General features: G+C 54.0%; 17 protein-coding genes and 1 pseudogene. 12 read left to right on the top strand and 6 right to left on the bottom strand.

Annotation, left to right across the window (positions count from 1 at the left end; all coding sequences use genetic code 11):
- Window positions 1-58 precede the first annotated feature (58 nt).
- From B0E42_RS01485 to B0E42_RS01425, 12 genes and pseudogenes are all read left to right on the top strand, one after another.
- Window positions 59-520, top strand: a complete 462-nt coding sequence (locus B0E42_RS01485; RefSeq protein ID WP_018611257.1) for an N-acetyltransferase — start codon at window positions 59-61, stop codon at window positions 518-520.
- 1068 nt (window positions 521-1588) lie between these two features.
- On the top strand, window positions 1589-2245 hold the full coding sequence (locus B0E42_RS01475) for a DedA family protein (RefSeq protein ID WP_077505392.1): 657 nt from the start codon (window positions 1589-1591) through the stop codon (window positions 2243-2245).
- 5 nt (window positions 2246-2250) lie between these two features.
- Window positions 2251-3063: a zinc-dependent peptidase gene (locus B0E42_RS01470; protein WP_077505390.1), complete on the top strand. Its 813-nt coding sequence runs from the start codon at window positions 2251-2253 to the stop codon at window positions 3061-3063.
- Between the two features lie 111 nt (window positions 3064-3174).
- The gene (gene ppa, locus B0E42_RS01465) at window positions 3175-3702 is read left to right on the top strand and encodes an inorganic diphosphatase (RefSeq protein WP_018611265.1); all 528 of its coding nucleotides are present in this window, start codon (window positions 3175-3177) and stop codon (window positions 3700-3702) included.
- Window positions 3703-3897: 195 nt separating this feature from the next.
- On the top strand, window positions 3898-4629 hold the full coding sequence (locus tag B0E42_RS01460; protein ID WP_077505388.1) for a helix-turn-helix transcriptional regulator: 732 nt from the start codon (window positions 3898-3900) through the stop codon (window positions 4627-4629).
- 776 nt (window positions 4630-5405) lie between these two features.
- Complete coding sequence (locus B0E42_RS01455; RefSeq protein ID WP_077505386.1) at window positions 5406-6344, top strand: DUF4007 family protein; 939 nt, start codon at window positions 5406-5408, stop codon at window positions 6342-6344.
- Window positions 6331-9675: an ATP-binding protein gene (locus B0E42_RS01450; protein WP_077505384.1), complete on the top strand. Its 3345-nt coding sequence runs from the start codon at window positions 6331-6333 to the stop codon at window positions 9673-9675. Before B0E42_RS01455 ends, B0E42_RS01450 begins: the two co-directional genes overlap by 14 nt.
- Window positions 9672-10514: a phosphoadenosine phosphosulfate reductase family protein gene (locus B0E42_RS01445; RefSeq protein ID WP_077505382.1), complete on the top strand. Its 843-nt coding sequence runs from the start codon at window positions 9672-9674 to the stop codon at window positions 10512-10514. The genes B0E42_RS01450 and B0E42_RS01445 overlap by 4 nt, the downstream gene beginning before the upstream one ends.
- Window positions 10502-11161 (top strand): hypothetical protein, encoded by a 660-nt coding sequence (locus B0E42_RS29510; protein ID WP_139353068.1) that lies wholly within the window; start codon window positions 10502-10504, stop codon window positions 11159-11161. Before B0E42_RS01445 ends, B0E42_RS29510 begins: the two co-directional genes overlap by 13 nt.
- Before the next feature lies 1 nt (window position 11162).
- A complete protein-coding gene (locus B0E42_RS01435; protein ID WP_077505378.1) occupies window positions 11163-13337 on the top strand; it encodes a DNA sulfur modification protein DndB in 2175 nt (724 codons plus the stop codon).
- A gap of 131 nt (window positions 13338-13468) precedes the next feature.
- A pseudogene (locus B0E42_RS31375) lies at window positions 13469-13603 on the top strand (DUF4433 domain-containing protein); the annotation flags it as partial.
- The gene (locus B0E42_RS01425) at window positions 13600-14688 is read left to right on the top strand and encodes a macro domain-containing protein (protein ID WP_077505374.1); all 1089 of its coding nucleotides are present in this window, start codon (window positions 13600-13602) and stop codon (window positions 14686-14688) included. The pseudogene B0E42_RS31375 and the gene B0E42_RS01425, both read left to right, overlap by 4 nt.
- A 192-nt stretch (window positions 14689-14880) precedes the next feature.
- Here the strand turns inward: B0E42_RS01425 and B0E42_RS01420 are convergent, their stop codons facing one another.
- From B0E42_RS01420 to B0E42_RS01395, 6 genes are all read right to left on the bottom strand, one after another.
- Window positions 14881-15240, bottom strand: coding sequence for a DUF6124 family protein (locus B0E42_RS01420; protein WP_077505372.1), 360 nt, complete (start codon window positions 15238-15240; stop codon window positions 14881-14883).
- Window positions 15241-15813: 573 nt separating this feature from the next.
- A complete protein-coding gene (locus B0E42_RS01415; RefSeq protein ID WP_077505370.1) occupies window positions 15814-16080 on the bottom strand; it encodes a helix-turn-helix transcriptional regulator in 267 nt (88 codons plus the stop codon).
- Between the two features lie 232 nt (window positions 16081-16312).
- Window positions 16313-16672 carry a DUF6124 family protein gene (locus B0E42_RS01410; RefSeq protein WP_046065533.1) on the bottom strand — a complete coding sequence of 120 codons (360 nt, stop codon included), beginning with the start codon at window positions 16670-16672 and terminating at the stop codon, window positions 16313-16315.
- A gap of 595 nt (window positions 16673-17267) precedes the next feature.
- Window positions 17268-18542: a glycoside hydrolase family 68 protein gene (locus B0E42_RS01405; protein ID WP_018611294.1), complete on the bottom strand. Its 1275-nt coding sequence runs from the start codon at window positions 18540-18542 to the stop codon at window positions 17268-17270.
- Between the two features lie 686 nt (window positions 18543-19228).
- Window positions 19229-20641 carry an aldehyde dehydrogenase family protein gene (locus tag B0E42_RS01400; RefSeq protein ID WP_077505368.1) on the bottom strand — a complete coding sequence of 471 codons (1413 nt, stop codon included), beginning with the start codon at window positions 20639-20641 and terminating at the stop codon, window positions 19229-19231.
- The gene (locus tag B0E42_RS01395; RefSeq protein ID WP_077505366.1) at window positions 20638-21696 is read right to left on the bottom strand and encodes a homoserine dehydrogenase; all 1059 of its coding nucleotides are present in this window, start codon (window positions 21694-21696) and stop codon (window positions 20638-20640) included. Before B0E42_RS01395 ends, B0E42_RS01400 begins: the two co-directional genes overlap by 4 nt.
- Between the last annotated feature and the right edge of the window lie 168 nt (window positions 21697-21864).

Raw genomic sequence — 21864 nt, 5'->3', positions numbered from 1 at the left:
CACGGCAGCGCGACATTGTTGTCTGAATATCTGTCGACCTTTGCAGACGAGACCTACCATGCGGATTATCCAAGCGACCCTGGAACACCTGGACCTGCTGACCCCATTGTTCGTCAAATACCGGGAATTCTACGGCTCCCTGCCCTACCCGGATTCGTCCCGAGCCTTCCTCGAAAAACGCCTGCGCCGCAAGGAGTCGGTGATTTACCTGGCCTTGCCTGATGATGACGACAGCAAATTGCTGGGCTTTTGCCAGCTCTACCCAAGCTTCTCGTCGCTGTCGCTCAAGCGCGTGTGGATCCTCAACGACATCTACGTCGCCGAAGACGCCCGCCGCCAGCTGGTGGCCGACAACCTGATTCGCACCGCGAAAAAAATGGCCAAGGAAACCAACGCCGTGCGCATGCGCGTCTCCACCAGCAGCAACAACGAAGTGGCGCAGAAGACCTACGAGTCGATTGGGTTCAAGGAAGACACCGAGTTCAAGAACTACGTGTTGCCGATCAGCGACGGGATCTGAGCCGTTCGGAGCAATGATCGGGGACATATCCATTGCTGCGGTAACGGCGGCTTAGGGTTCCGCCCTGACGGCGGGTCACTTTCGAAAAGCGCGAAAGTAACCAAAGCGCTTCTGCCCCACCACTTGGTGCCTCGCTTAGGCTCGGCATGCCCTCACTCCGGCATTGCTCCGTGGGCCCGCCGCGAAGGGCCATCCATGGCCCAGCGCGGCTATCCCGGCATCCATGCCGGGTTGCCCACTCCACAATGCCTGCGTTCGGCCAGCGTGGTTAACGGGGCCCCAAGATCAACGTCCACCGCGAGGCGGCCTAGTAGCCGACCTGGCTCTCCCGGTCGTACACCCGCTAGATCTGTGGGAGCAAAGCTTGCCCCCACACTGGCTTTGAGGCATGCACAAAAACCAATGCTCACCGCAGGCCCCCTGTGGGAGCGAGCTTGCTCGCGATAGCGGTCCGTCAGGCAACATCAATACTGACTGCCCCCCCGCCATCGCGAGCAAGCCCACATTGGTTTTGAGGCATGCACAAAAAACCAATGCTCACCACAACCCCCTGTGGGAGCAAAGCTTGCTCGCGATAGCGATCCGTCAGGCAACATCAATACTGACTGCCCCGCCGCCATCGCGAGCAAGCTCGCTCCCACAATGGTTCTGAGGCGCGCACAAAAACCAATGTTCACCACAACCCCCTGTGGGAGCGAGCCTGCTCGCGATAGCGGTCTGTCAGGCAACATCAATACTGACTAGCCCACACTGGTTTTGAGGCATGCACAAAAACCAATGTTCACCGCAGGCCCCTGTGGGAGCAAAGCTTGCTCGCGATAGCGATCCACCAGGCAACATCAATACTGACTGCTCCACCGCCATCGCAAGCAAGCCCGCCCCCACAAAGTGCTCCACCGCCCACAAAACCACCGAAATCCCCCGCTACAAACTCAACACGCGCTTCACAATCCTCGCCGTATAATGCCGCTCTTCCCGGCTTGTAAGAAAAAGCTACACACTCTGTAGCCATACTCAAAGCCAGTCCCACAAGCCTGCCGAGTCGGGCCGCCACCACAGGTGCTTTGCATGGATTTCAACCCCCTCGACCTCATTCTGCATCTCGACGTCTACCTCGACATGCTGGTGACCAACTACGGGACCTGGATCTACGCCATCCTGTTCCTGGTGATCTTCTGTGAAACCGGCCTGGTGGTCACACCCTTCCTGCCGGGCGATTCCCTGCTGTTCATCGCCGGCGCCGTAGCCGCCGGTGGCGCCATGGACCCGGTGCTGCTGGGCGGCCTGCTGATGCTCGCGGCGATCCTCGGCGACAGCACCAACTACCTCATCGGCCGCACCGCTGGCGAGAAACTGTTCAGCAACCCCGACTCGAAAATCTTCCGCCGCGACTACCTGCAGCAAACCCACGACTTCTACGACAAACACGGCGGCAAAACCGTGACCCTGGCGCGTTTCCTGCCGATCATCCGCACCTTCGCCCCCTTCGTCGCCGGCGTCGGCAAAATGCCTTACCCACGCTTCTTCGGCTTCAGCGTGCTCGGCACCGTCCTGTGGGTCGGCGGCCTGGTGACCCTCGGCTACTTCTTCGGCAACGTGCCCTTCATCAAGCAAAACCTGTCGCTGCTGGTGGTGGGCATCATCCTGCTGTCGCTGCTGCCGATGATCATCAGCCTGGTGCGCAGCAAACTGAGCCAGCGCGCCTCGAAAGCCCACCCGCGCTGATCGCCATGTGGTCCCTGAGCAACTGGCGCCGCCGACGCACCCTCGCCAAACACCCCGTGGCCGAGGACACCTGGCAGCGGGTGCGCCAGCAATTGAGCTTCCTCGACGGCATCAGCGCCGCCGAGGACCAATGGCTGCGAGAAGCGTGCGTCCTGTTCCTGCACGATAAACACCTCAGCGCCCTGCCCGGCGTCGAACTGCACCAGGAACAACGCCTGCTGCTCGCCGCCCAGGCTCAATTGCCGCTGATGCACCTCGGCGAGCTGAACTGGTACCAGGGCTTCCACGAAATCGTCCTCTACCCCGACGACTTCCTCAGCCCCCAGCGCTACCGCGACGCCAGCGGCATCGAGCACGAATGGGACGGCGAACACAGCGGCGAAGCCTGGCCCCAAGGCCCGATCATCCTGGCCTGGGACGGCGTGATGGCCAGCGGCGGCTGGGACGGCTACAACCTGGTGATCCACGAACTGGCGCACAAACTCGACATGCTCAACGGCGACGCCAACGGCCTGCCACCGCTGCACGCCGACATGCGCGTCAGCGACTGGGCCGAAGCCATGCAGCAAGCCTTCGACGACCTCGACCGCCAACTCGACCACAACCCCGACGCAGAAACCGTCATCGACCCCTACGCCGCCGAAAACCCGGCGGAGTTCTTTGCCGTCACCAGCGAATACTTCTTCAGCGCCCCAGACCTGCTGCACCAGGCCTATCCAAAGGTCTACGAACAGCTCAAGGCGTTCTACCGCCAGGATCCATTGGCCCGGCTGCGGCAACTTCAGGCCGAAGATCCGGTCTATCAGGCGTCATACTAAGGTCTCTACGACCCTGGTAACGTGGCAACAGCGGCTGAATATGCCTATAATCGCCGCCACTTTTTGGTCAATCCGACCAGTCATTTGGTCAACTAACGGGGGCACCGCCCAATGAGCTACAGCAAGATTCCGGCTGGCAAAGACCTGCCGAACGACATCTACGTCGCGATCGAAATCCCGGCCAACCACGCCCCGATCAAATACGAAATCGACAAAGACAGCGATTGCCTGTTCGTTGACCGTTTCATGGCCACCCCCATGTTCTACCCGGCCAACTACGGTTACATCCCCAACACCCTGGCCGACGACGGCGACCCCCTCGACGTGCTGGTCGTGACCCCTTACCCAGTGGCCCCAGGCTCGGTCATCCGCGCCCGTCCAGTCGGCATCCTGAACATGACCGACGACGGGGGCGGCGATGCCAAAGTCATCGCAGTGCCACACGACAAACTGTCGCAACTGTACGTCGACGTGAAGGAATACACCGACCTGCCACCGCTGCTGATCCAGCAGATCGAGCACTTCTTCGCGAACTACAAAGATCTCGAAAAAGGCAAGTGGGTCAAGATCGAAGGCTGGGCCGGTGCAGACGCCGCCCGCGAAGCGATCATCAAGTCGGCTGCCGCCTACAAAGGCTGAAGCAAACTTTAAAAAGAACCCCGGTTTGCCCCGGGGTTTTTTTATGCCTTAATGCTTCCTAATACAGCACTGTATTAACACCGTTTAAGCACGTTTAGCCCGCACCTTTCAGATCCCGCAAACGGAAAGATTGTCTTATATATTTGAACGACTTGTTTATTGCCGAAAACACAGTCGCCCCTAAACTTTCCGTTTATGAAAATACTTTCCAGTGGCGACCGCTTCCGAGCCCTTCTAAAAGAAGCGAATATCCGTTCCGCCGACTTCGCGAAGTTATACGGCGTGAAATCCCAACACGTGAACAACTGGTTCAACCGTGGCATCCCACCCGGGCGCATCCACAGCATCGCCAGCCTGCTGACCGTCAGCCCGGAATGGCTCGCCCGCGGCGAAGGCCCGCAAACCCCATTGGGCCTCGGCCCCGGCACCACCTATGAGGCGGCCGAAAACGATGGCGTCTACAGCGTGGTGGAACCCACGGACATCGAACTGCCCTTCTACAAGGAAGTCCCCATCGCCCCCGGCGAAACCAAAACCCACATCGTCGAAATCCCCGACCAATCCATCCGCCTGCCCCGCAGCCACCTCGAATCCCTGGAAATAAACCCCAACGACGCCATCTGCATCACCATGGTCGGCGACAGCATGGCCGAACGCATCGCCGACGGCTCCACCCTCGCCATCGACCGCGGCCTGACCCAAATCGTCGACGGCCAAATTTATGCCCTAGAACACGACGGCATGCTCCGCATCAAATACCTGCACAGAATCCCCGGCAACCGACTGCGCCTGCGCAGCCACAACAGTGCTGCGTACCCCGACGAGGTCTTCAGCGCCGAACAAATCGACGCGCAACACATCCACGTGATCGGCTGGGTGTTCTGGTGGTCAACCCTCAACAAACAGAGACCGCCGGTGTTCGACTAACCCACCCTGACGGAAAAACTGTGGCAGGAGCTCCCTGTGTTGAGGAGCTTTTGTGGCGAGGGGATTTATCCCCGCTGGGCTGCGAAGCAGCCCCCAGCTTTTTACCTGGATCACCCTAACCCAATGATTCCACACCACTTACCACTGGGATTCCAAAGCAAACCCGCGTATCCTCCGCCCCACATTTGCGAGCCCACGCCTCGCACCGACAAGGCAGATCACTTTCTGACCAAGTCCCACAGCCGGCCGCAAGAGCCGGATGTACGTTTTGAAGGCTGGTAAGGTTTGTCAAAAACGAGCTGAATCAGTCAACGAGAAGCCGGCCATAAGCCGGCTTTTTAATGTCTGAAATAATCCGACCGCATCCGAGAATCGAAAACCCGACCGAACCCGGTACCTATGAGGATGGAAATGGGCTACGGTTGGCCGTCAAACCAACCGGGCGTAAATTTTGGAGATAGGAGCTTTCCTGTGATGGCTACTTTTTACGGTCGAGGAAGGAATATAAGTTATGGCCTCTCAGGCAACCCATAACCTATGTGGGAATGCCTGAAACCGCTCTCACCGTAGCCTCACAGCATAAATAAAAGCTATTTTAATTCCAATACCAATAGCCTAAAACTATTTAATGGCGTTCGTCATTGTGAAAACCAAGAGCGCGAAAGGACTGAGTCAGAAAAAAACCCCGCGCCCTTCAATATCTGTGTATTTATACAGTACCATCTCTACCTAAGCAGACTGGTGACTCCATCCAGTCTGGGATAGTATTGGTGCCTATGATCATATTACGCCCTAACCAACGCCCCCAATTCTCGGGTCACGAGACCTTCCCCCTTCGTCAGCTTTGGCTACGCAAGGCCTATGATGCTGTTGCCTATTTTAGGAATCTCGGGCTTACCGCGCCCAAAACCGTATTTTCTGAGGATTCCGCCATCGCTCGGTTCGGGGTGGGGAAAAATATGGTCACGTCTATAAGGTTTTGGGCTACAGCCTGTCACATCATCGAAGAATCGGATGGTGGATTCGTGCCAACTGAATTGGCAGACATGCTGTTTGATCCGGAAACCGGGCTTGACCCATTTGCTGAGCAGCCTGCGACCACTTGGCTCATGCATTGGTTTCTCGCAAGTAGCCCAGAAAAGACCACGACATGGTACTTCATCTATAACCACGTAGTTCAGCAGGTCTTTAAGCGCGAGAGCATTGTTGATGCCTTATCGGGAATGATCTCTGAACACAATCTACGTATTTCACTTGCAACTCTGAAAAGAGATGTCGAATGCTGTATTAGAAGCTATGTGCCCAGGCTTGGTGGCGATTCACCCGAGGAAATGAGTGAGCCTCTTCTTGGCGAATTGGGTTTAATTCAGCAAAACACCAAAGATAGCTTTGAATTTCGGCGTGGTGCCAAACGCTCATTACCTGATGGCGTATTTGCGTATGCCTTGCTCGACTATTGGGAAAATTTGGGCCAGTCCGGTTCAGTTATGGCCTTTGATCGTGTGGCTCACGACTATGGCTCTCCTGGTCGAGTCTTCAAGCTAGATGAGCATGCTGTAGCTGATCGCCTTATGGGGCTAGAGCAGCTGAGTAAGGGGCAGTTGCTATGGACGGAACAGGCTGGCATCCGGCAGGTTACTCGTCAGGGCAATGCCTTGAACGATATTAAAAAAGCTAAAAACACATTTTTGAAGGCCGCCTATGCCAAAGCTTAAGCAGAATGCAGAGCCGAATGCTAATAAGTTGTCGGACGTAGTTAATATTTCTCGGCAATTTCTTCGCTCTGTTCGCTTAGATGCGGATCTAGGTCGTGATGATGCCCTGTCTGGGTATGTGTGCCAGGGCACGGCACGGGCGCTACTTGAAAATATGGCTCGGCAGGTGACTGAAACGAAGCAGCGAGCATTTACATGGACAGGTCCATATGGAGGGGGTAAATCATCCCTCGCTCTTATGCTTTGTTCATTAGTTGGTGCTAACGAATTAGTTAGAGCAAAAGCAAAGAGCATCCTAGATCTGCCGCCCGATAGCGTCGTGTATAAAGCTTTTGATGCTCGAGAAAATGGTTGGGTAGTGGTGCCCTTAGTTGGAAAGCGGGCAAGTATTGTCAGTGAGCTTTCCAGTGCATTGGCGAAGGCCAAAGGTGAAGCGCCACCCAAGAAAAAGTCTCATGATGTTGTAGGTGAACTTCTTTCCACCGCTGAGCTCCATCCGCAAGGCGTGCTTGTAGTTATCGACGAGTTGGGAAAGCTGCTAGAGGCCGCAGCCCAAGATGGCGACGATATTTATATCTTTCAAGAGCTTGCGGAGGCAGCGAGTCGTAGTAGTGGAAAACTTGTTATTGTCGGTATTTTACATCAGGCTTTTGACGCATATGCTTCTAGGCTCGGAAGACAATCGCAAGATGATTGGACGAAAGTCCAAGGTCGCTTTATTGACATACCACTAGTTTCTGCCACAGATGAAGTCGTTGAACTTATCGGCAAGGCCATTGAGGTTTCAACGGACGATCATCTAGTAATGGCTCGTGCTCAGTCTGATGTAATTGCTAAATCGATAAAAGCAAGAAGACCAAGTACGCCGCATGGACTGAGTGCTGGGCTGACGAAGTGCTGGCCACTACATCCAATTACTGCCGCTCTTTTGGGGCCAATCTCTAAGCGCCGATTCGGTCAGAATGAAAGAAGTACCTTTGGCTTTTTGGCATCGAGAGAACCACTGGGTTTTCTTGAGTTCTTGGAGGGGACAAACTGTTCCGACAATCTCACATACGGACCTGCGCGCTACTGGGACTATCTTAAAGCCAATTTAGAACCGGCTATTATTGCCTCCCCCGATGGTCATCGGTGGGCAGTCGCTTGTGATGCTGTTGAGCGGGCTGAGGCGAAGGGGGAAACCCTACACGTTGAGCTCACGAAAGTTGTCGCTCTGATTGAGATGTTTAGAAATGGCTCTGGGATTGTGCCAGAGGAGAAAGTGCTTTCAGTTTCAATACCAATGATCTCTTCAGCGGATATACATAAGACACTTGGGGACTTGGTAAACTGGAAAATTTTGATCGAAAGGAAACATCTTGGAGCTTATGGTGTTTACGCAGGCAGTGACTTCGATATCGAGGCGGCAGTCAATCAGGCTAGATATGATATCGGCACTTATGCACTTTCTCAGGTGTCAGCCCTAAGCGACCTTCAACCCATACTTGCTAAGCGGTTGTACCAAGAAACTGGTACGATGCGTTGGTTCAGTCGTCAGATAATTCGCTTATCTGAAGCTGGGGAGCACTTAAAAAAGCTAAAGCCCGAGAGAAACAGTGTGGGGGCATTTCTTCTTTGCTTGCCTGAAGTTGGTCAGTCTACTCAGTCTGCTGATATGGCGGCGAAAAAGCTGAGTTCAGAACATAGCGAGCGGGCGTTATTATTCGGAGTTCCTGCGAACGCAGAAAAAATCGCAGATTTAAGTCTTGAACTAGCTGCGTCCGAGCGAGTAATGCGGACGAGACCTGAGTTGGAGGGAGACTCCGTAGCTAAGCGCGAGCTGACAGGCAGAGTTGCCGCAATTAGGTCTTCACTTGAGGAAGAGTTGACTGATGCGTTCAGTCTTTCGAAGTGGTATCACAATGGAATGGTCCAGGCGAGAGCAAAATCCGCCTCTCTTTCTATAACGGCATCTGCGATTGCAAAAGAAATATTTTTCAAAAGCCCTCGTATATTGAGTGAGTTAATTAATCGAGAGGAACTCTCAAGCAACTCAAGCAAGGCTCGTAAAGATCTTTTATATCGGATGATTTCGCATACGTCCGAAGCAGACTTAGGTTACAACAGTCACCCCGCTGATGCGGGTCTCTACTACACAGTCCTTCAGGGCACAGGCTTGCATGCCAATAGAGGGGAGGGCTGGGCTTTTGGAGCCCCTGCGGCGGGTTACAAGTCTGACGACATGAGCTCTCTATGGTGGGATACGGAGAGTTATCTATTACAACCTGGAAAAAGAGTCACGCTTGCCTCCCTGTATGAATTTTGGGGCGCGCCCCCCTATGGTATTCGCTCAGGGCTGATGCCGGTTCTAGCGTTGGCTTTTTTCTTGGCCAATCGCTCCGCATTAGCAATGTATATAGACGAAGGGTTCACACCAGATATTACAGAAGCCGCTGTGGATGAATGGCTCCAAGATCCAAAGAGAATCAAATTTCAGTTTATTGAGGCATCCAAAGACAAATTGAAGCTGGTTTCGGCGATTGCTAAGACGGTTTCTATTTTTTCGCAGCACGGGGCTGACATTGAACCGTTAGATGCGGCTCGGGGTTTAGTGAGCATGGTAGTAAATTTACCTGCTTGGACTAGGAGAACGACATCTGTATCTCAGATGGCTCAAGACGTTAGGGCTATGCTGCTTAAAGCTAATGATCCGCATAAAGTAATTTTCGCGGATTTACCGACAGTTCTCGGAGCCCTTGATTCTGACGATCTAATTTCTAAGTTGAAGCTCGTCACTGATGAGCTTTTATCAGCCTATCCAGCGATGCTGGAGCGGGTTAAGGAAAAGCTGTTCTCGGCACTTGATCATTCGGGAAGAAGCGTGGAAGAACTGCAGAGGCGAGCGGCCGGCGTTAAAGGTATTACCGGTGACTTTTTGCTCGACGCGTTCGCTACTCGATTGGAAACATTTAATGGCGATACTGCCAGCGTTGAGAAAATAATTAGCTTGGCGACCAGTAAGCCACCAGCTCAGTGGGTAGACCGCGATATAGATGCCGCCCTGTCGCAGATTGGCTCTTGGTCTATTGAGCTGAGGAAGGAAGAAGCCATGGCCCCTCTGCATGGTAGACCTGCATCGCGAAGGGTCATTGGTGTGGTGTTTGGAGCTAAGCATGGTCAAGATGCCACTGGATCAGTTGATATTGCAGAAACCGATGTTGTAGCAGTAGACGATGTTGTGAAGCGTTTGCTTGCCATGGCTCATAGCGAAAATCGAGATATTGTTATCGCTGCTTTGGCCGAGGCTGGAGCGCTTCTTATGAGTCAGCGGAGCCAGGAGAAAACGAAATGACTGATCATCATGTCCTCGGGCTATCCGGTGGTAAGGATAGTGCTGCGCTTGCCGTTTACATGAGCCAACATTATCCTGATCTGAATATTCAATACTTTTTTACCGATACAGGCAAAGAACTCCCTGAAGTGTATGAGTTTTTAGGCAGACTGGAAGGATTTTTGGGCAAGCCAATTGAACGGCTTAATCCTCATAGGGATTTTGATTTTTGGCTTCGTCAATACAATAATTTTTTGCCGTCACCTAATACTCGATGGTGCACACGAAAATTAAAGCTAGACCCATTCAAACATTGGATTCATCCCTGGTTAAAAGCTGGTGATAGAGTTTACAGCTATGTGGCAATACGTGCTGATGAAGAACATCGTGAGGGTATGATCGCAAGAGAAGATAATCTTGTGGTCAAACTACCCTTCAGAGAAGGTGGTGTTGATAAGCCTGGAGTCATTGACATTCTGGAAGCTTCTGGGCTGGGGCTACCAAAATACTATGACTGGCGCTCTCGTAGCGGCTGTACTTTTTGCTTCTTTCAGCAAAAAATCGAATGGGTAAATCTCAAGCAAAACCATCCCGACCGTTTTGAAGAAGCAAAGGAATATGAGAAAAATGCAGTTAATAGTGGTTCTCCTTTTACATGGAGTCAAGGGGAGTCATTAGTCGAACTTGAACAGCCTGAGCGAATGTCCCAAATTGTTTCTGATTTCAACACCCGTAAGGAGCGTGAACGGTTGCGGCGTAAGCCGAACCCTCTGAGAGAGGCTACTGAGGGGCCGGTTGATATCGACGACCTATTTTTCTTAGATGAAGGGGGGGGGGCGTGTTTAGTATGTCACAAGTGAGCGGCGACGCTGATCGATACGGTTGGCGCGAGTTAAGCACTGCCCCTGAAGCATCTGGGGTATATGCTTGGTATGCAAAACTTCTTATAGGCTCAGCGGATTTAGCCGACTTTACAGATAATGTTAATCGGCTCAATCTAAGAGAAGAGGATCCGCGAGCTTACGTTACTGAAGCATTAGAGAGACTTATATTTCGACGTTACCATGAAGATAACTATCAGGTTACGGTCTCCGGCCCGCTAAAGCCGAGGTATGTAGGCGAAGCCGCTCATCAGACATCTCTATCACAAAGCTTGGTCGAAAGACTGTGTGCCGACCCTACAAGACTGGCGATCATTGCAGAAACATTGTCAGTTGCCGCTCCTGCGTTCACTGCGCCTCTTTATATTGGAATGGCGACCTCTTTACGGGAGCGGCTGATGAAGCATAAAACTCTTATAGAAAAACTTAGAGATGCTAAAAGCCGAAAATCTACTGAAGAAATGATTGACGGCGATGCGGGTTTTGCACGGCAGGTAGTAGCCAGGCAATTTGACCCAACAAATCTTTTTGTTCATGTTCGCTTGGTTAACTCTATTAGCAACGAACATGTCGATATTGAAAATGTTTTGAATAGAATTAATTTCCCTATTTTCGGAAGGAACTAAAATGGATCTTTTTATCGGCGAGACACAATCTGCGCTAGATTTAGAACTGGATGGGACTATAGGGGAGTTTTCCGTTTCCAACAAAGAAAACAATCACAAGTCAATAGAAGTCAAGTACCTGTTGACTCATGTGAGCCTGGATGAGTTCTCTTCAAAAGATCAAAGGCTACTTGATCAGCTTTCCCCTGTTAGAGAGGTCTTTAATCTAGATGAATTAGATTTTGATGAGATAATGCAGCGGGATATAGATGACGCAAGGGTTTCCTTGGAACTTATCCCCTATCTTTTGGAGGATAGAAACTCAGGCTTAATCAAGTTGTTTCCTCCTATTGTGGCTGTGGTACTTCCGTTGGAACGGCTCAGCAAGAGGCCTGCTAAGCATTACCCAAAGGTAAAGACAAATAGCCAGCCATTTTCACCATCCCAACCTGACGTACAAAAAGAAGTAATGATTTGCGGCGAAGATGGTTTAGAGGTTTTTAGTTTTGAACAGCTCTCTAAAAAAAATCAACGTTACAAAGCAGATGGTGCAAAACTTCGTATATCGACACAAAACTCGGCATTAGCCATTGTCGACGGACAACATCGGGCAATGGCCCTGTTGGCCTTATATCGAAATCTCAAAGGTGCTTGGGGGCAAGCTGCCAGACAACCATATAAGCATTATTATGAAGTTTGGCCTGAGTCGGTAATTAAAAAGTTTGATACACGCTCGATTCAACTGCCCGTAATGCTGTGCACTTTCCCCGATCTAGACGAAGATAATTTGGGTGATATAGATGTAGTTCGTGCGGCTCGAAGAATATTTCTGACACTGAATAAAAATGCCCGAAAAGTCTCTGACTCTCGAAATAAACTACTTGACGACCAAGATCTGGCATCCGAATGCCTTCGCGAAACACTATCAATTATCAAATCTGCTAATACTCGCTCTGCATCATCATTAAGAATTTACAATGTCGAGTTAGATCAGCGCGACCGATCCGTCATCTCTAATCCATTAGCGATAACGAGCGTTTCGCATCTCTATTATATTTGCGAGAGAGTTCTCTTTTTTTCAGATAGACTTTCCGGTCTCCAAAAGAACTCAATACGGATGGGCGCTAGGAAGGATGCTTCCGCCGCAATTGAGAGATTGCAATTAAAAGATTTGCTTTCCCAGCAAGAGCAACAAGAAACGAAGCGAGATAATTATTCTGACAAAGTAGCCGTAGCTTTCAAAAAAAGCTGGAGCGAAATATTCGCACCATTGGTTAATAGTTTGCTAGGTGAGCTCCACCCTTACAAGTCGCACCAAACAGCAGTGCTTGATCAATCAACATGGTTGGATCGACAGGCGGGGTCGGCAGCGCTGAAGTCTATGCTTTTCGATGGACAAGGCACTTCGCGGACGTTCGAGGATTTTGAGTCAAACCTTTCGCAAAAAATGAAAGATGATCCTTCTGAGTGGGATGCACCAGAAATCGAAGCCACCCGAAATACTATTGATACATTAAATGAGCAGCGTAAGGGTGTAATAAAAGCTCTTAAGGACAAGCGTTCAGCCAATTTTTACGAAAACCTCAAATCGGGCGAGTTCAAAACTCTGCTCAAAACCAGCCCATCACAACTTCAACTTCAGAAGCTGGCTGATGAGCTTATTGAAAAAGTTTTTTCAACCATAGCTTTTCAAACTGCACTTCTTATGACCTTCATTGACTCAACGGAAGCGGCAGTCGAGGCTGGTTGTACGGTGCCCCAGCCTGAACTTTTCATGGATTATGTTGTTCAACTTAATAAATTTTTCACCCCAGTGAAAGATTCTGACATAACCAGAATCGCAGACATCTTCATGGGTAAGCTGACGATTCAAGATGGTGTAGTAACAATTGCGCCAACGAATACAAGTTTCAGGGATATCGTGCATCCCGGATTAGAAATGCAGCCAGATGAGTGGCCTCGATATCGCTATTTGATTTTAGAAATTTGGCGCCCCACAGAAAAAATCTTGGCAAGTAAGCTTGCTATGGAGCGTGATGCTCTTCGCTCGCAGATCCAGGAGCTTCAGTACAAGAGGCTCGAGGAGTTGAGACAGAAAGAACTTAATGTGGTGGATTTGCCGGATGACGAGAGGCTTCAAGTTAGAGCTTCTTCAAAAAGTCGGTGCGATGAGTGGATCGCGCGTTTTCCAAAGTAACGCGGTCTAATTTGCCCCTCGCTCGGAGGGGCATTTTTATATGTATGCTAAAAGCCGAGACTTTTCCTGGGATCACGAGTGGGTATTTACCCCCCCCCCCCGCGTCCAGTTGTGCTCTTGGTTGCAGGTCCTATCGCCTAACGACTACAGGACTCCTTTGCATCATGTGCTACACGGATGTAATGAAACAACGCATAGAGCAGAACTTGGCCGCCAGGGGCCTGGCGCTGCCTATCCATGCGCGTCCGGGATGGTATTTCCAATGATCCGTTTTACCCAAGGCAACCTTCTAGAAGCCAAAACCGAAGCCCTCGTCAACACGGTGAATACCGTGGGTATGATGGGTAAAGGTATCGCGCTGATGTTCAAAGAGCGCTTCACGGAGAATTACCGCCTGTACTTGGCTGCCTGCAAGGCTGGCGAAGTGGAGACGGGCAAGGTTCACGTGACGGCGGTCAGCGAACTGGAGGGGCCACGCTGGATTGTGAACTTCCCGACCAAACGTCACTGGCGCTCACCTTCGCAGATGGCGTGGATAACCGAAGGTCTGCACGATCTACGTCGCTTTCTGATCGAAAACGATGTGAAGTCCGTAGCGGTTCCACCGCTAGGGGCTGGCAACGGTGGTTTGAAGTGGCCAGAGATTCGCGAGCAGATTGTTGAAGTCTTAAGAGATCTGGATGTCGACGTGCTGGTGTTCGAGCCTTCTAACCAATATCTGAACGTCGCCAAGCGTAACGGTGTGGAAAAGCTCACGCCGGCTCGCGCACTGATTGCCGAGCTGGTTCGTCGCTACTGGGTTCTGGGTATGGAATGCAGCCTGCTTGAGATTCAGAAACTGGCCTGGTTCCTTGAGCGCACCATCGAAAAGCTGCCAAGCACCCAGAACCCTCTGAATCTTCAGTTTGTTGCTCATAAGTACGGGCCGTATGCCAACCAGTTGGAGCATCTGCTCAACAATCTGGACGGAAGCTATCTGCATTGTGACAAGCGCATCAGCGATGCGGGTATCAGTGACGTGATCTGGTTTGACGAAGGGCGCAAAGCGTTCCTACAGACTTATCTCCAAACAGAAGCCAAGGAATACGCCCAGGCCTTGGAGCGTACCGCCGAGTTGATCGATGGGTTTGAGTCGCCTTTCGGCATGGAGTTGTTAGCGACGGTTGATTGGTTGCTGAGCCAGGAAGGGATTTCCCCGACCGTGCCGGCCGTGCGCGAGGCGTTGAAGCATTGGGATGGCGGAGCGGGTGCTGCGGCTCGCAAAAGCAAGTTGTTCGATGATCAGGCGCTTGATATCGCGCTGAAGCGGCTGACCTCCAGTAATTTCAGGCCAGAGATGGCGACCCGTTAGGGGTAACGCGTGACTTGGACAATTATCCAACAGGTTGTTGGACAATCTCAGCGTTCATCGCCTCGATGACGTTCCGCAATTGTGCAAGTACCTCTTGCACAATTAGAGCTCGTCGCTTCGGGGGCTGTCGGATACCAAAAGGTCTTGCCGAGCAAGACCTTTCTTCATACCTGGGGTAAGCGCGGCCCCTTGTTACCTCACCTCAACAATATCCAAAGCCCGATTCGCCAACAGTTCACTCACCTCAATCACCTGCAAAATCCCCAACGCAAAATGCCGTCGTGATCCCTCAAGACCAAACGCCAAATCACTGATCATGGCATTGGCCGAAGCCAGGTTCTCACTGAGATTGGCCAGCAGACACTCCGAATCAACATCCGGTGCGATACGGAAGATGGTACTGGGTTTGTCGGACGTTTCGCTCTTCGGCGTAGGCTTCAGGTAGTAATCCAAAGCCCGGTTGGCAGCATCATCAAGCTTGTTGTTACGAGCCGACTGAGCGCGAGACACATGCTCATCTGCAGTCGGAGGGTTCGGTGTAATTTTGACCATAGCCTTAACTCTCTTTGGTGAGGCCACAACCCTCTCGCTGCTAAACGAGTGGGTGGCAGCTGTACGCGGGTTAGCAGACCGACGAGTTAAGAAATCGGCGCGCCCGAGGGCGCCCCACGCACAGCCACCATCAAATGCAGGGATGGGAATACCTGACTGATGAAGCTTGATGCGACTCAACTCGACGGGCTGCTAAACCCGATCACTGATGGGCAGTGACAGGATCAAAGCTACCGACGCGGCCAAGGGCGCACAAGCCGGCGGATTCTGGCGTAGTTGTAGGCAATGGCGCAAGGTGATGTCGGTCGTGGCTAGTCTCGTGGAGTCACGATAAACAGCTGGCTGGAATGTGGCTGATGCACCGCTATCGCGAGCAAGCTCGCTCCCACAGAGGAGCTTGCGTCAGGCATTTCAAACATAGGACTGGCGTGAGCGGGTTTGCTCGTGAATGCGGTGCGTCAGCGTCAATTATGTTGGCCAGCATGGCGCGTCGCGAGCAAGGAGCGACGCTGCGGTTGGTGAAATTGTGCAAGAGGTACTTGCACAACTTCTCTATCGGCTTTACGTCAGTGACTAGGACTCGCTCGCCCCGGAACGCTGCTCGGCCAGGATGTCCTCAACCGTGCGTTCATGACCTGCCTTCGCCAGTTTCAAATCGTATCCGGCCGCTTCCAATAACCGGACAAGGGCCGAGACGCTCATATCCCCTTTAGCCATTGTTTCCATACGCGCCACCGTTGAACGTGAGACACCAGCGCGACCGGCCAAGGCTTCCTGGCTCAAACGGGCCTCACCTCGAGCCTGTTTCAGCATTTCGGCCACATCAAACAGGGTGGTCATTTGTAGCCCTCGAGCATCAAACATCTATATTTTTATTATTGCTGTAGCCTTGGGGACACAACGCTACGTGTTTTTTGATTCGTGATTAGTGCAGCACCTCGTTGCACAAACTGAGCGACGAATTCCTGGATGTCCCTAAACCTGACGGGCCTTTATTCCAATCTCTCGCCTACAAAAAAGGTCTTGCCATGCAAGACCTTTTTTTCATACCCGGGGTAAGCGCGGCCCCTTGCTACCTCACCTCAACAATATCCAAAGCCCGATTCGCCAGCAGCTCACTCACCTCAATCACCTGCAAAATCCCCAACGCAAAATGCCGTCGTGATCCCTCAAGACCAAACGCCAAATCACTGATCATGGCATTGGCCGAAGCCAGGTTTTCGCTGAGATTGGCCAGCAGACATTCCGAATCAACATCAGGTGCGATACGGAAAATGGTGTTGGGCTTGTCAGACGTTTCCTCCTTCGGCGTAGGCTTCAGGTAGTAATCCAACGCCCGGTTGGCAGCGTCATCAAGCTTATTGTTACGAGCAGACTGAGCGCGAGACACATGCTCATCTGTGGTCGGAGGGTTCGGTGTAATTTTTGCCATCGACTTAGGTTCCTTAAGTGATGCTGCAACCACCTCGCGACTAAACGAGAGGGCGGCAGCTGTGCGCAGGTTAGTCGACCGGTGAACCTAAGAATCCCGGCGCGCCCGGGGGCGCCCTGCGCACAGCCACCATCAATACAGGAACAGCACAGCCTGTCCGACGGGACTTGGTACGCCTTAGGTTGAGACGGGCGACTAAACCCGATCACTGATGCTCAGTGACAGGACTCAAACTACCGACGCCCTCCAAGACGCACAAGCCGGCGGATTCTGGCGTAGTTGTAGGCAATGGCGCAAGGTGATGTCGGTCGTGGCTGGTCTCGTGGAGTCACGATAAACAGCGGGCCGGAATGTGGCTGATGCACCGCTATCGCGAGCAAGCTCGCTCCCACAGAAGAGCTTGTGTATGTACGTCGCTGGGGAATGCATTCGCGACCGGCTGCATCCTTGCAGCCAGTCGCGAAGAGGGTGACGACTCGTTGTTTAATGAGGCTTGCGAGCAACGTCGCAATAAATCAGGCGGGATATCTCGATCATATCCACAACGGTTTTGTCATCGACCGCAAACCCGCTGCCTGAAACCCCGGTGTTGCTGTTACTTGAGGGTAACGTCGAGCATCGGCGGGATGTAACCGTAGTCGTACTCGGCCACCACGAACGTCTGCAGCCCTTTTATTTTCATGCCCACGGTAGGTGCCTCGGTGCCACCGACACGAATCTGCGTGCCGGTTTCGTCGGTCGGTACGCTGTCGATGAAGGAGGTCACCAGGCCATTTGGCATTACATAGTGCGAGTAGGTCTGGAATGGCTGCGAGGACGGGTTGCCCAGCACCAGGCCGGAACCGTTCAGCGGCACGTAAGGGCCGAACAGCGAGTCCGCGACGAAACCGTACACGCCGTCTGGCCCGGTCACACCGTCGGCATAGGTGAAGGTATGGCTAATCGTGAACAGGTAGTACTTGCCATCCTGGAACACGAAGTGCGGGCGCTCGGTCTGGTCGTTTACCCCGACGGCGGTCAGCAGTGGCGGCAACATTTCCCAGTCGTCACCGTCTGCGTCGCGGGCCACGGCGATGCCGACGCAGGCGGTCTGGAAGCGCGAGTTACCGACATCTTCATAACCCGGCGGCACATCGCCGATTTCTGCCTCGCCTACTTTGTGCGAGCCGCGCTCACCGGCCACGTTACCCTCGAACAGCATGTACAGCTTGCCGTCTTTCGGGTCGCGGAAAGGCCATGGGTCGCGGAAACCCCAGAAGGCGTTTTGTGCTTCGGTCTGGTACATCTTGCCGTCAGCCTCGAACAGCGGCTTGACCTTCTCGAAGCCGACCATGCTGACACCGTGTTCAGTGGTCACTACCCGGCCACGCACCTTGACGATGGTCGCGCCTGGGGTGACGGCGGTGTAATACAGATCCACTTCACCTCGGTCGTTCAACAGGATCGGCGTACCGGCCCATTCGCGAGCGGTCGGCGAAACGCCTTCGGCCATCACACGACCACCGAATTCCCAGTTCTTGCCGGTACGAGAAAACCAGTAATACATCTTTGCCCGACCGTGGCGATCGTTCCAATCGCGGAGGATGTCGTAGTTGCCGTCCTCGTCGAGGTACTGCGGGTCGTTTGGATGACGATCGGCCGTCAGGGTGAAGATCACCGACCAGCCATCGACGGACGTCACGTTACCGTCCAAATCGCGCAGGGGCATGGTGTCCCAGATGAACACGTCGTTGTTCAGTGTCGGGAAATCCGCGCTGACCAGTGGTTGAGTGGTGGTTGGGTCATCTGCCCGGACTTTCAACGCGTCGGCGCGGGTCCAGAGGCTGGGTTGATGGGGGGTTACACCGAATTTTTCAGTGGTGGTTTTCATAAGGTAATACCTCGTCCATGAATGGATTCAAATAAATGATGCTTTAGAAATACTGTATGTGCATACAGTGAAGCCACCTTATAGGGGGTTATGCATTCGGGTCAAGCATAAAAATGCATTTGTGCATAATTTGAGTTTTTGTTGGGGCTGATACGTTTCAGCCGTGAACGTTTGAAGAAGTTAGATCATGAGGAGATTGACGACGTTGGCTGCACGGTCGGCGCTTTGAACGCAGCTTGGTGGAAAGCGTGCGTGATGGGGCAATGGGTGGAAGCAGTGCATAGGGGGATTGGTTAACTGAGGCTGCGGGTTTTGCGCAGAGGTCAATGCAGGGTGGGGAGCCGAACAAAAAGCTTTGATTTGTCGCCGTTGGCGAGATGGAGGGAAGCGGGTCTTGGTGAGCTGCTTGTGAGGTGGTGAGTCAGCGCTAGTGGTGTTGACTGGTGTGCCGCTATCGCGAGCAAGGCTTGCCCGCGATGGCTGCACCGCGGTGTAGCAACTGAACCGCGTTATCGTTCATCGCGGGCAAGCCTTGCTCCCACAAGGGTTTGACTTGGTTGCGGGGTTGGGTTTACTGACCTTTTCGTGAGCAAGCCCGCCTCCACAGAGGGCTGACACAACGTGTCGCTGTTTTTTGATTTCTGCGACATGAAAGGTAAAGCCACTCCTTCGGACTGACTCGCCCCTCACCCCAACGTATTCAGACACACCACCTTCGGCTGGGTCATTTCCTCGTACGCGAAGCGCACCCCTTCCCTGCCCAAACTGCCGTACTTGGAACCGCCGAACGGCATCGCATCGAACCGGAAATCCGACGAGTCATTGATCATCACGCCCCCCGCTTCAATTCGCCGGGCAGCGCTCATCGCGGTGCTGAGGTCGTTGGTGAAAATCCCGGCGTGAAGGGCGTATTCAGGTTCGTTCGCCAACGCGATGGCTTCATCGAACGTGTCGAACGGCTGCAACACCACCACCGGGGCGAAGGCTTCGTTGCGCCAGAGTCGGCTGGAATGATCGACATTCTCCAGGACGGTGGCGGCGTAGCAGGTGCCTTGGCGGCGGTGGCCGCAGAGCAAGGTGGCGCCTTGTTGCAGGGCTTCGTTGACGACCTGTTCGGCGTTTTGCGCGGCTTGTTGGGTGATCATCGGGCCGATGTCGGTGTTGGCGAGCAGTGGGTTGCCGACGACGAGGGCTTGGGCCTGGTTGACGAAGCGTTCGCGGAAGGCGGCGTAGATCGGTGCGTGGATGAGCAGGCGTTGGGTGCCGATGCAGTTTTGCCCGGCGGCCCAGAAGGCGCCGGAGACGCAGCTGTCGACGGCGGCGTCGAGGTTGCAGTCGCCCATGACGATGACGGGGGCGTTGCCGCCGAGGTCCATGGCGAGTTTTTTCAGGCCGGCGGTGCGGGCGATTTGTTCGCCGGTGACGAAGCCGCCGGTGAAGGAGATCATCCGCACGTCGCGGGCGGCGACCAGGGCTTTGCCCAGTTCGGCGCCGCCGGTGGCGACGGTGACCACGGTTTCAGGCAGACCGGCGGCGATCAGGTACGACACCAGTTTGAGCGCCGACAACGGCGCCAGCTCGGACGGTTTGAGGATCACCGCGTTGCCGCCGGCGATGGCTGGGCCGAGTTTGTGGGCGACCAGGTTCAGCGGGTCGTTGTAGGGGGTGATGGCGACGATCAGGCCCAGGGGTTCGCGGGTGAACCAGCCCTGGCGCGATTCGGCGCCTTCGTAGGCGTCGAACGGCACGATTTCGCCGGCGTTGCGCTTGGCCTCTTCGGCGGAGAGCTTGAGGGTGTTGACGCAGCGTTTGACTTCTTTTTCGGCCTGTTTGAGGGTCTTGCCGGCTTCGTCGACGATCAGTCGGGCGAAGGCTTTGGCGTCGCGTTCGATGTTCAGTGCCGCTTGCTCGAGGATGCTGGCGCGGCGATGACGTGGGAGTGCCGCGCAGGCTTTTGCGCCGCTGCGGCCGGTCTCGAGCAGGTGTGGGACTTCTGAGGCGCACACGTCGGCGACGGTGCCGACGATGCTGCCGTCAAATGGGTTGAGGACTTCGATGTGCGGTTCGACGACCGCCAGGGCCAGGCGCGATACGTTCACTGGTTGTGCTCCTGTTTACGGGTTGCCGATTGGTGGATGTGGATGATGTCCGAGAGCAGTGCGAAGGCGGTTTCGGTGCGGCCTGCGCCCGGACCGGAGACGGTGACGGCGCCGAGCAGTTCGCTGGTGAACGACACAGCGTTGGTGGCGCCGCTGATGCTCGCCAGTGGGTGGTCGTTGCTCAGCAGGCGCGGTTCGACGCTGGCGCTGATGGAGCCGTCGGCCTGGCGGGTGGCGGCGCCGATGAGTTTCCAGCGGGCGCCGTCGTGGCGGGCTTTTTCGATGTCGGCGAGGCTGAGGGCGGAGATGCCGCGGCAGGTGACGTCGTTGACGGTGAGTTTGGCGTCCAGCAGTTCGTTGGCGAGGATCACCACTTTGAGGCGCACGTCGTGGCCTTCGACGTCTGCCGTTGGGTCGGCTTCGGCGTAGCCCAGGGCTTGGGCCTGGCTGACGGCTTCGGCAAACCCGAGGCCGCCTTCCATGCAGGTCAGGACGAAGTTGGAGGTGCCGTTGAGGATGCCTTCGAAACCGGTGATCGAGCTGCCGGCCAGGGATTGTTTGGCGAGACGAATGACGGGGGTGCCGCTCATGACCGAGCCTTCGTATTCGAAGGCGACGTTGTTGCGTTGGGCCAGGGCTTTGAGCTCGGCGCCGTGCAGGGCGATGGGGCCTTTGTTGGTGGTGACCACGTGCTTGCCACGCTCCAGGGCCCAGCGGCAGAACGAGGTGGCGGGCTCGCCGTCCACCGGGTTGGTGAAGGTGGCTTCGGCGATGATGTCGGCACCGCAGTCTTTGATCACCGCTTCATTGAGGGCATCGACGGTGCCGCCGGGGAGTTGGGCCATGGCGCCTTTGGTGGTGGGCAGTTTGGCCAGCGAGGCGGCGTCGAGGCCGTGGCGGTCCATCACCGAACCGAGGAACAGGTCGGTCACGCCGACGATTTTCAGGGTGAAGCCGAGTTCGGTTTTCCACTGCTGGTTGCGCTCGGCAATCAGCTGAGCCAATGCCCGGTTCACACCGCCGAAGCCGACCAGCGCCAGTTTGTATTCAGTCATTTTTGTTATGTCCTTGATCCGGGTGATGAGGTTGTTGGGATCTAGGTTAGGGGGGTGGGGTTGGCAGTGAAATATGCCAATTTGCTCTATTTTTTGGGCGTTTTGACCAGGGGGTGGGCAAAGCGGTAGGCATGAAAAAAGCCAACAGAATCGACTGGCCGGACACAG

It is taken from the genome of Pseudomonas sp. A25(2017), assembly GCF_002001065.1.
GTDB lineage: Bacteria > Pseudomonadota > Gammaproteobacteria > Pseudomonadales > Pseudomonadaceae > Aquipseudomonas > Aquipseudomonas kilonensis.
This window is presented reverse-complemented; position numbering and strand designations above follow the sequence as displayed.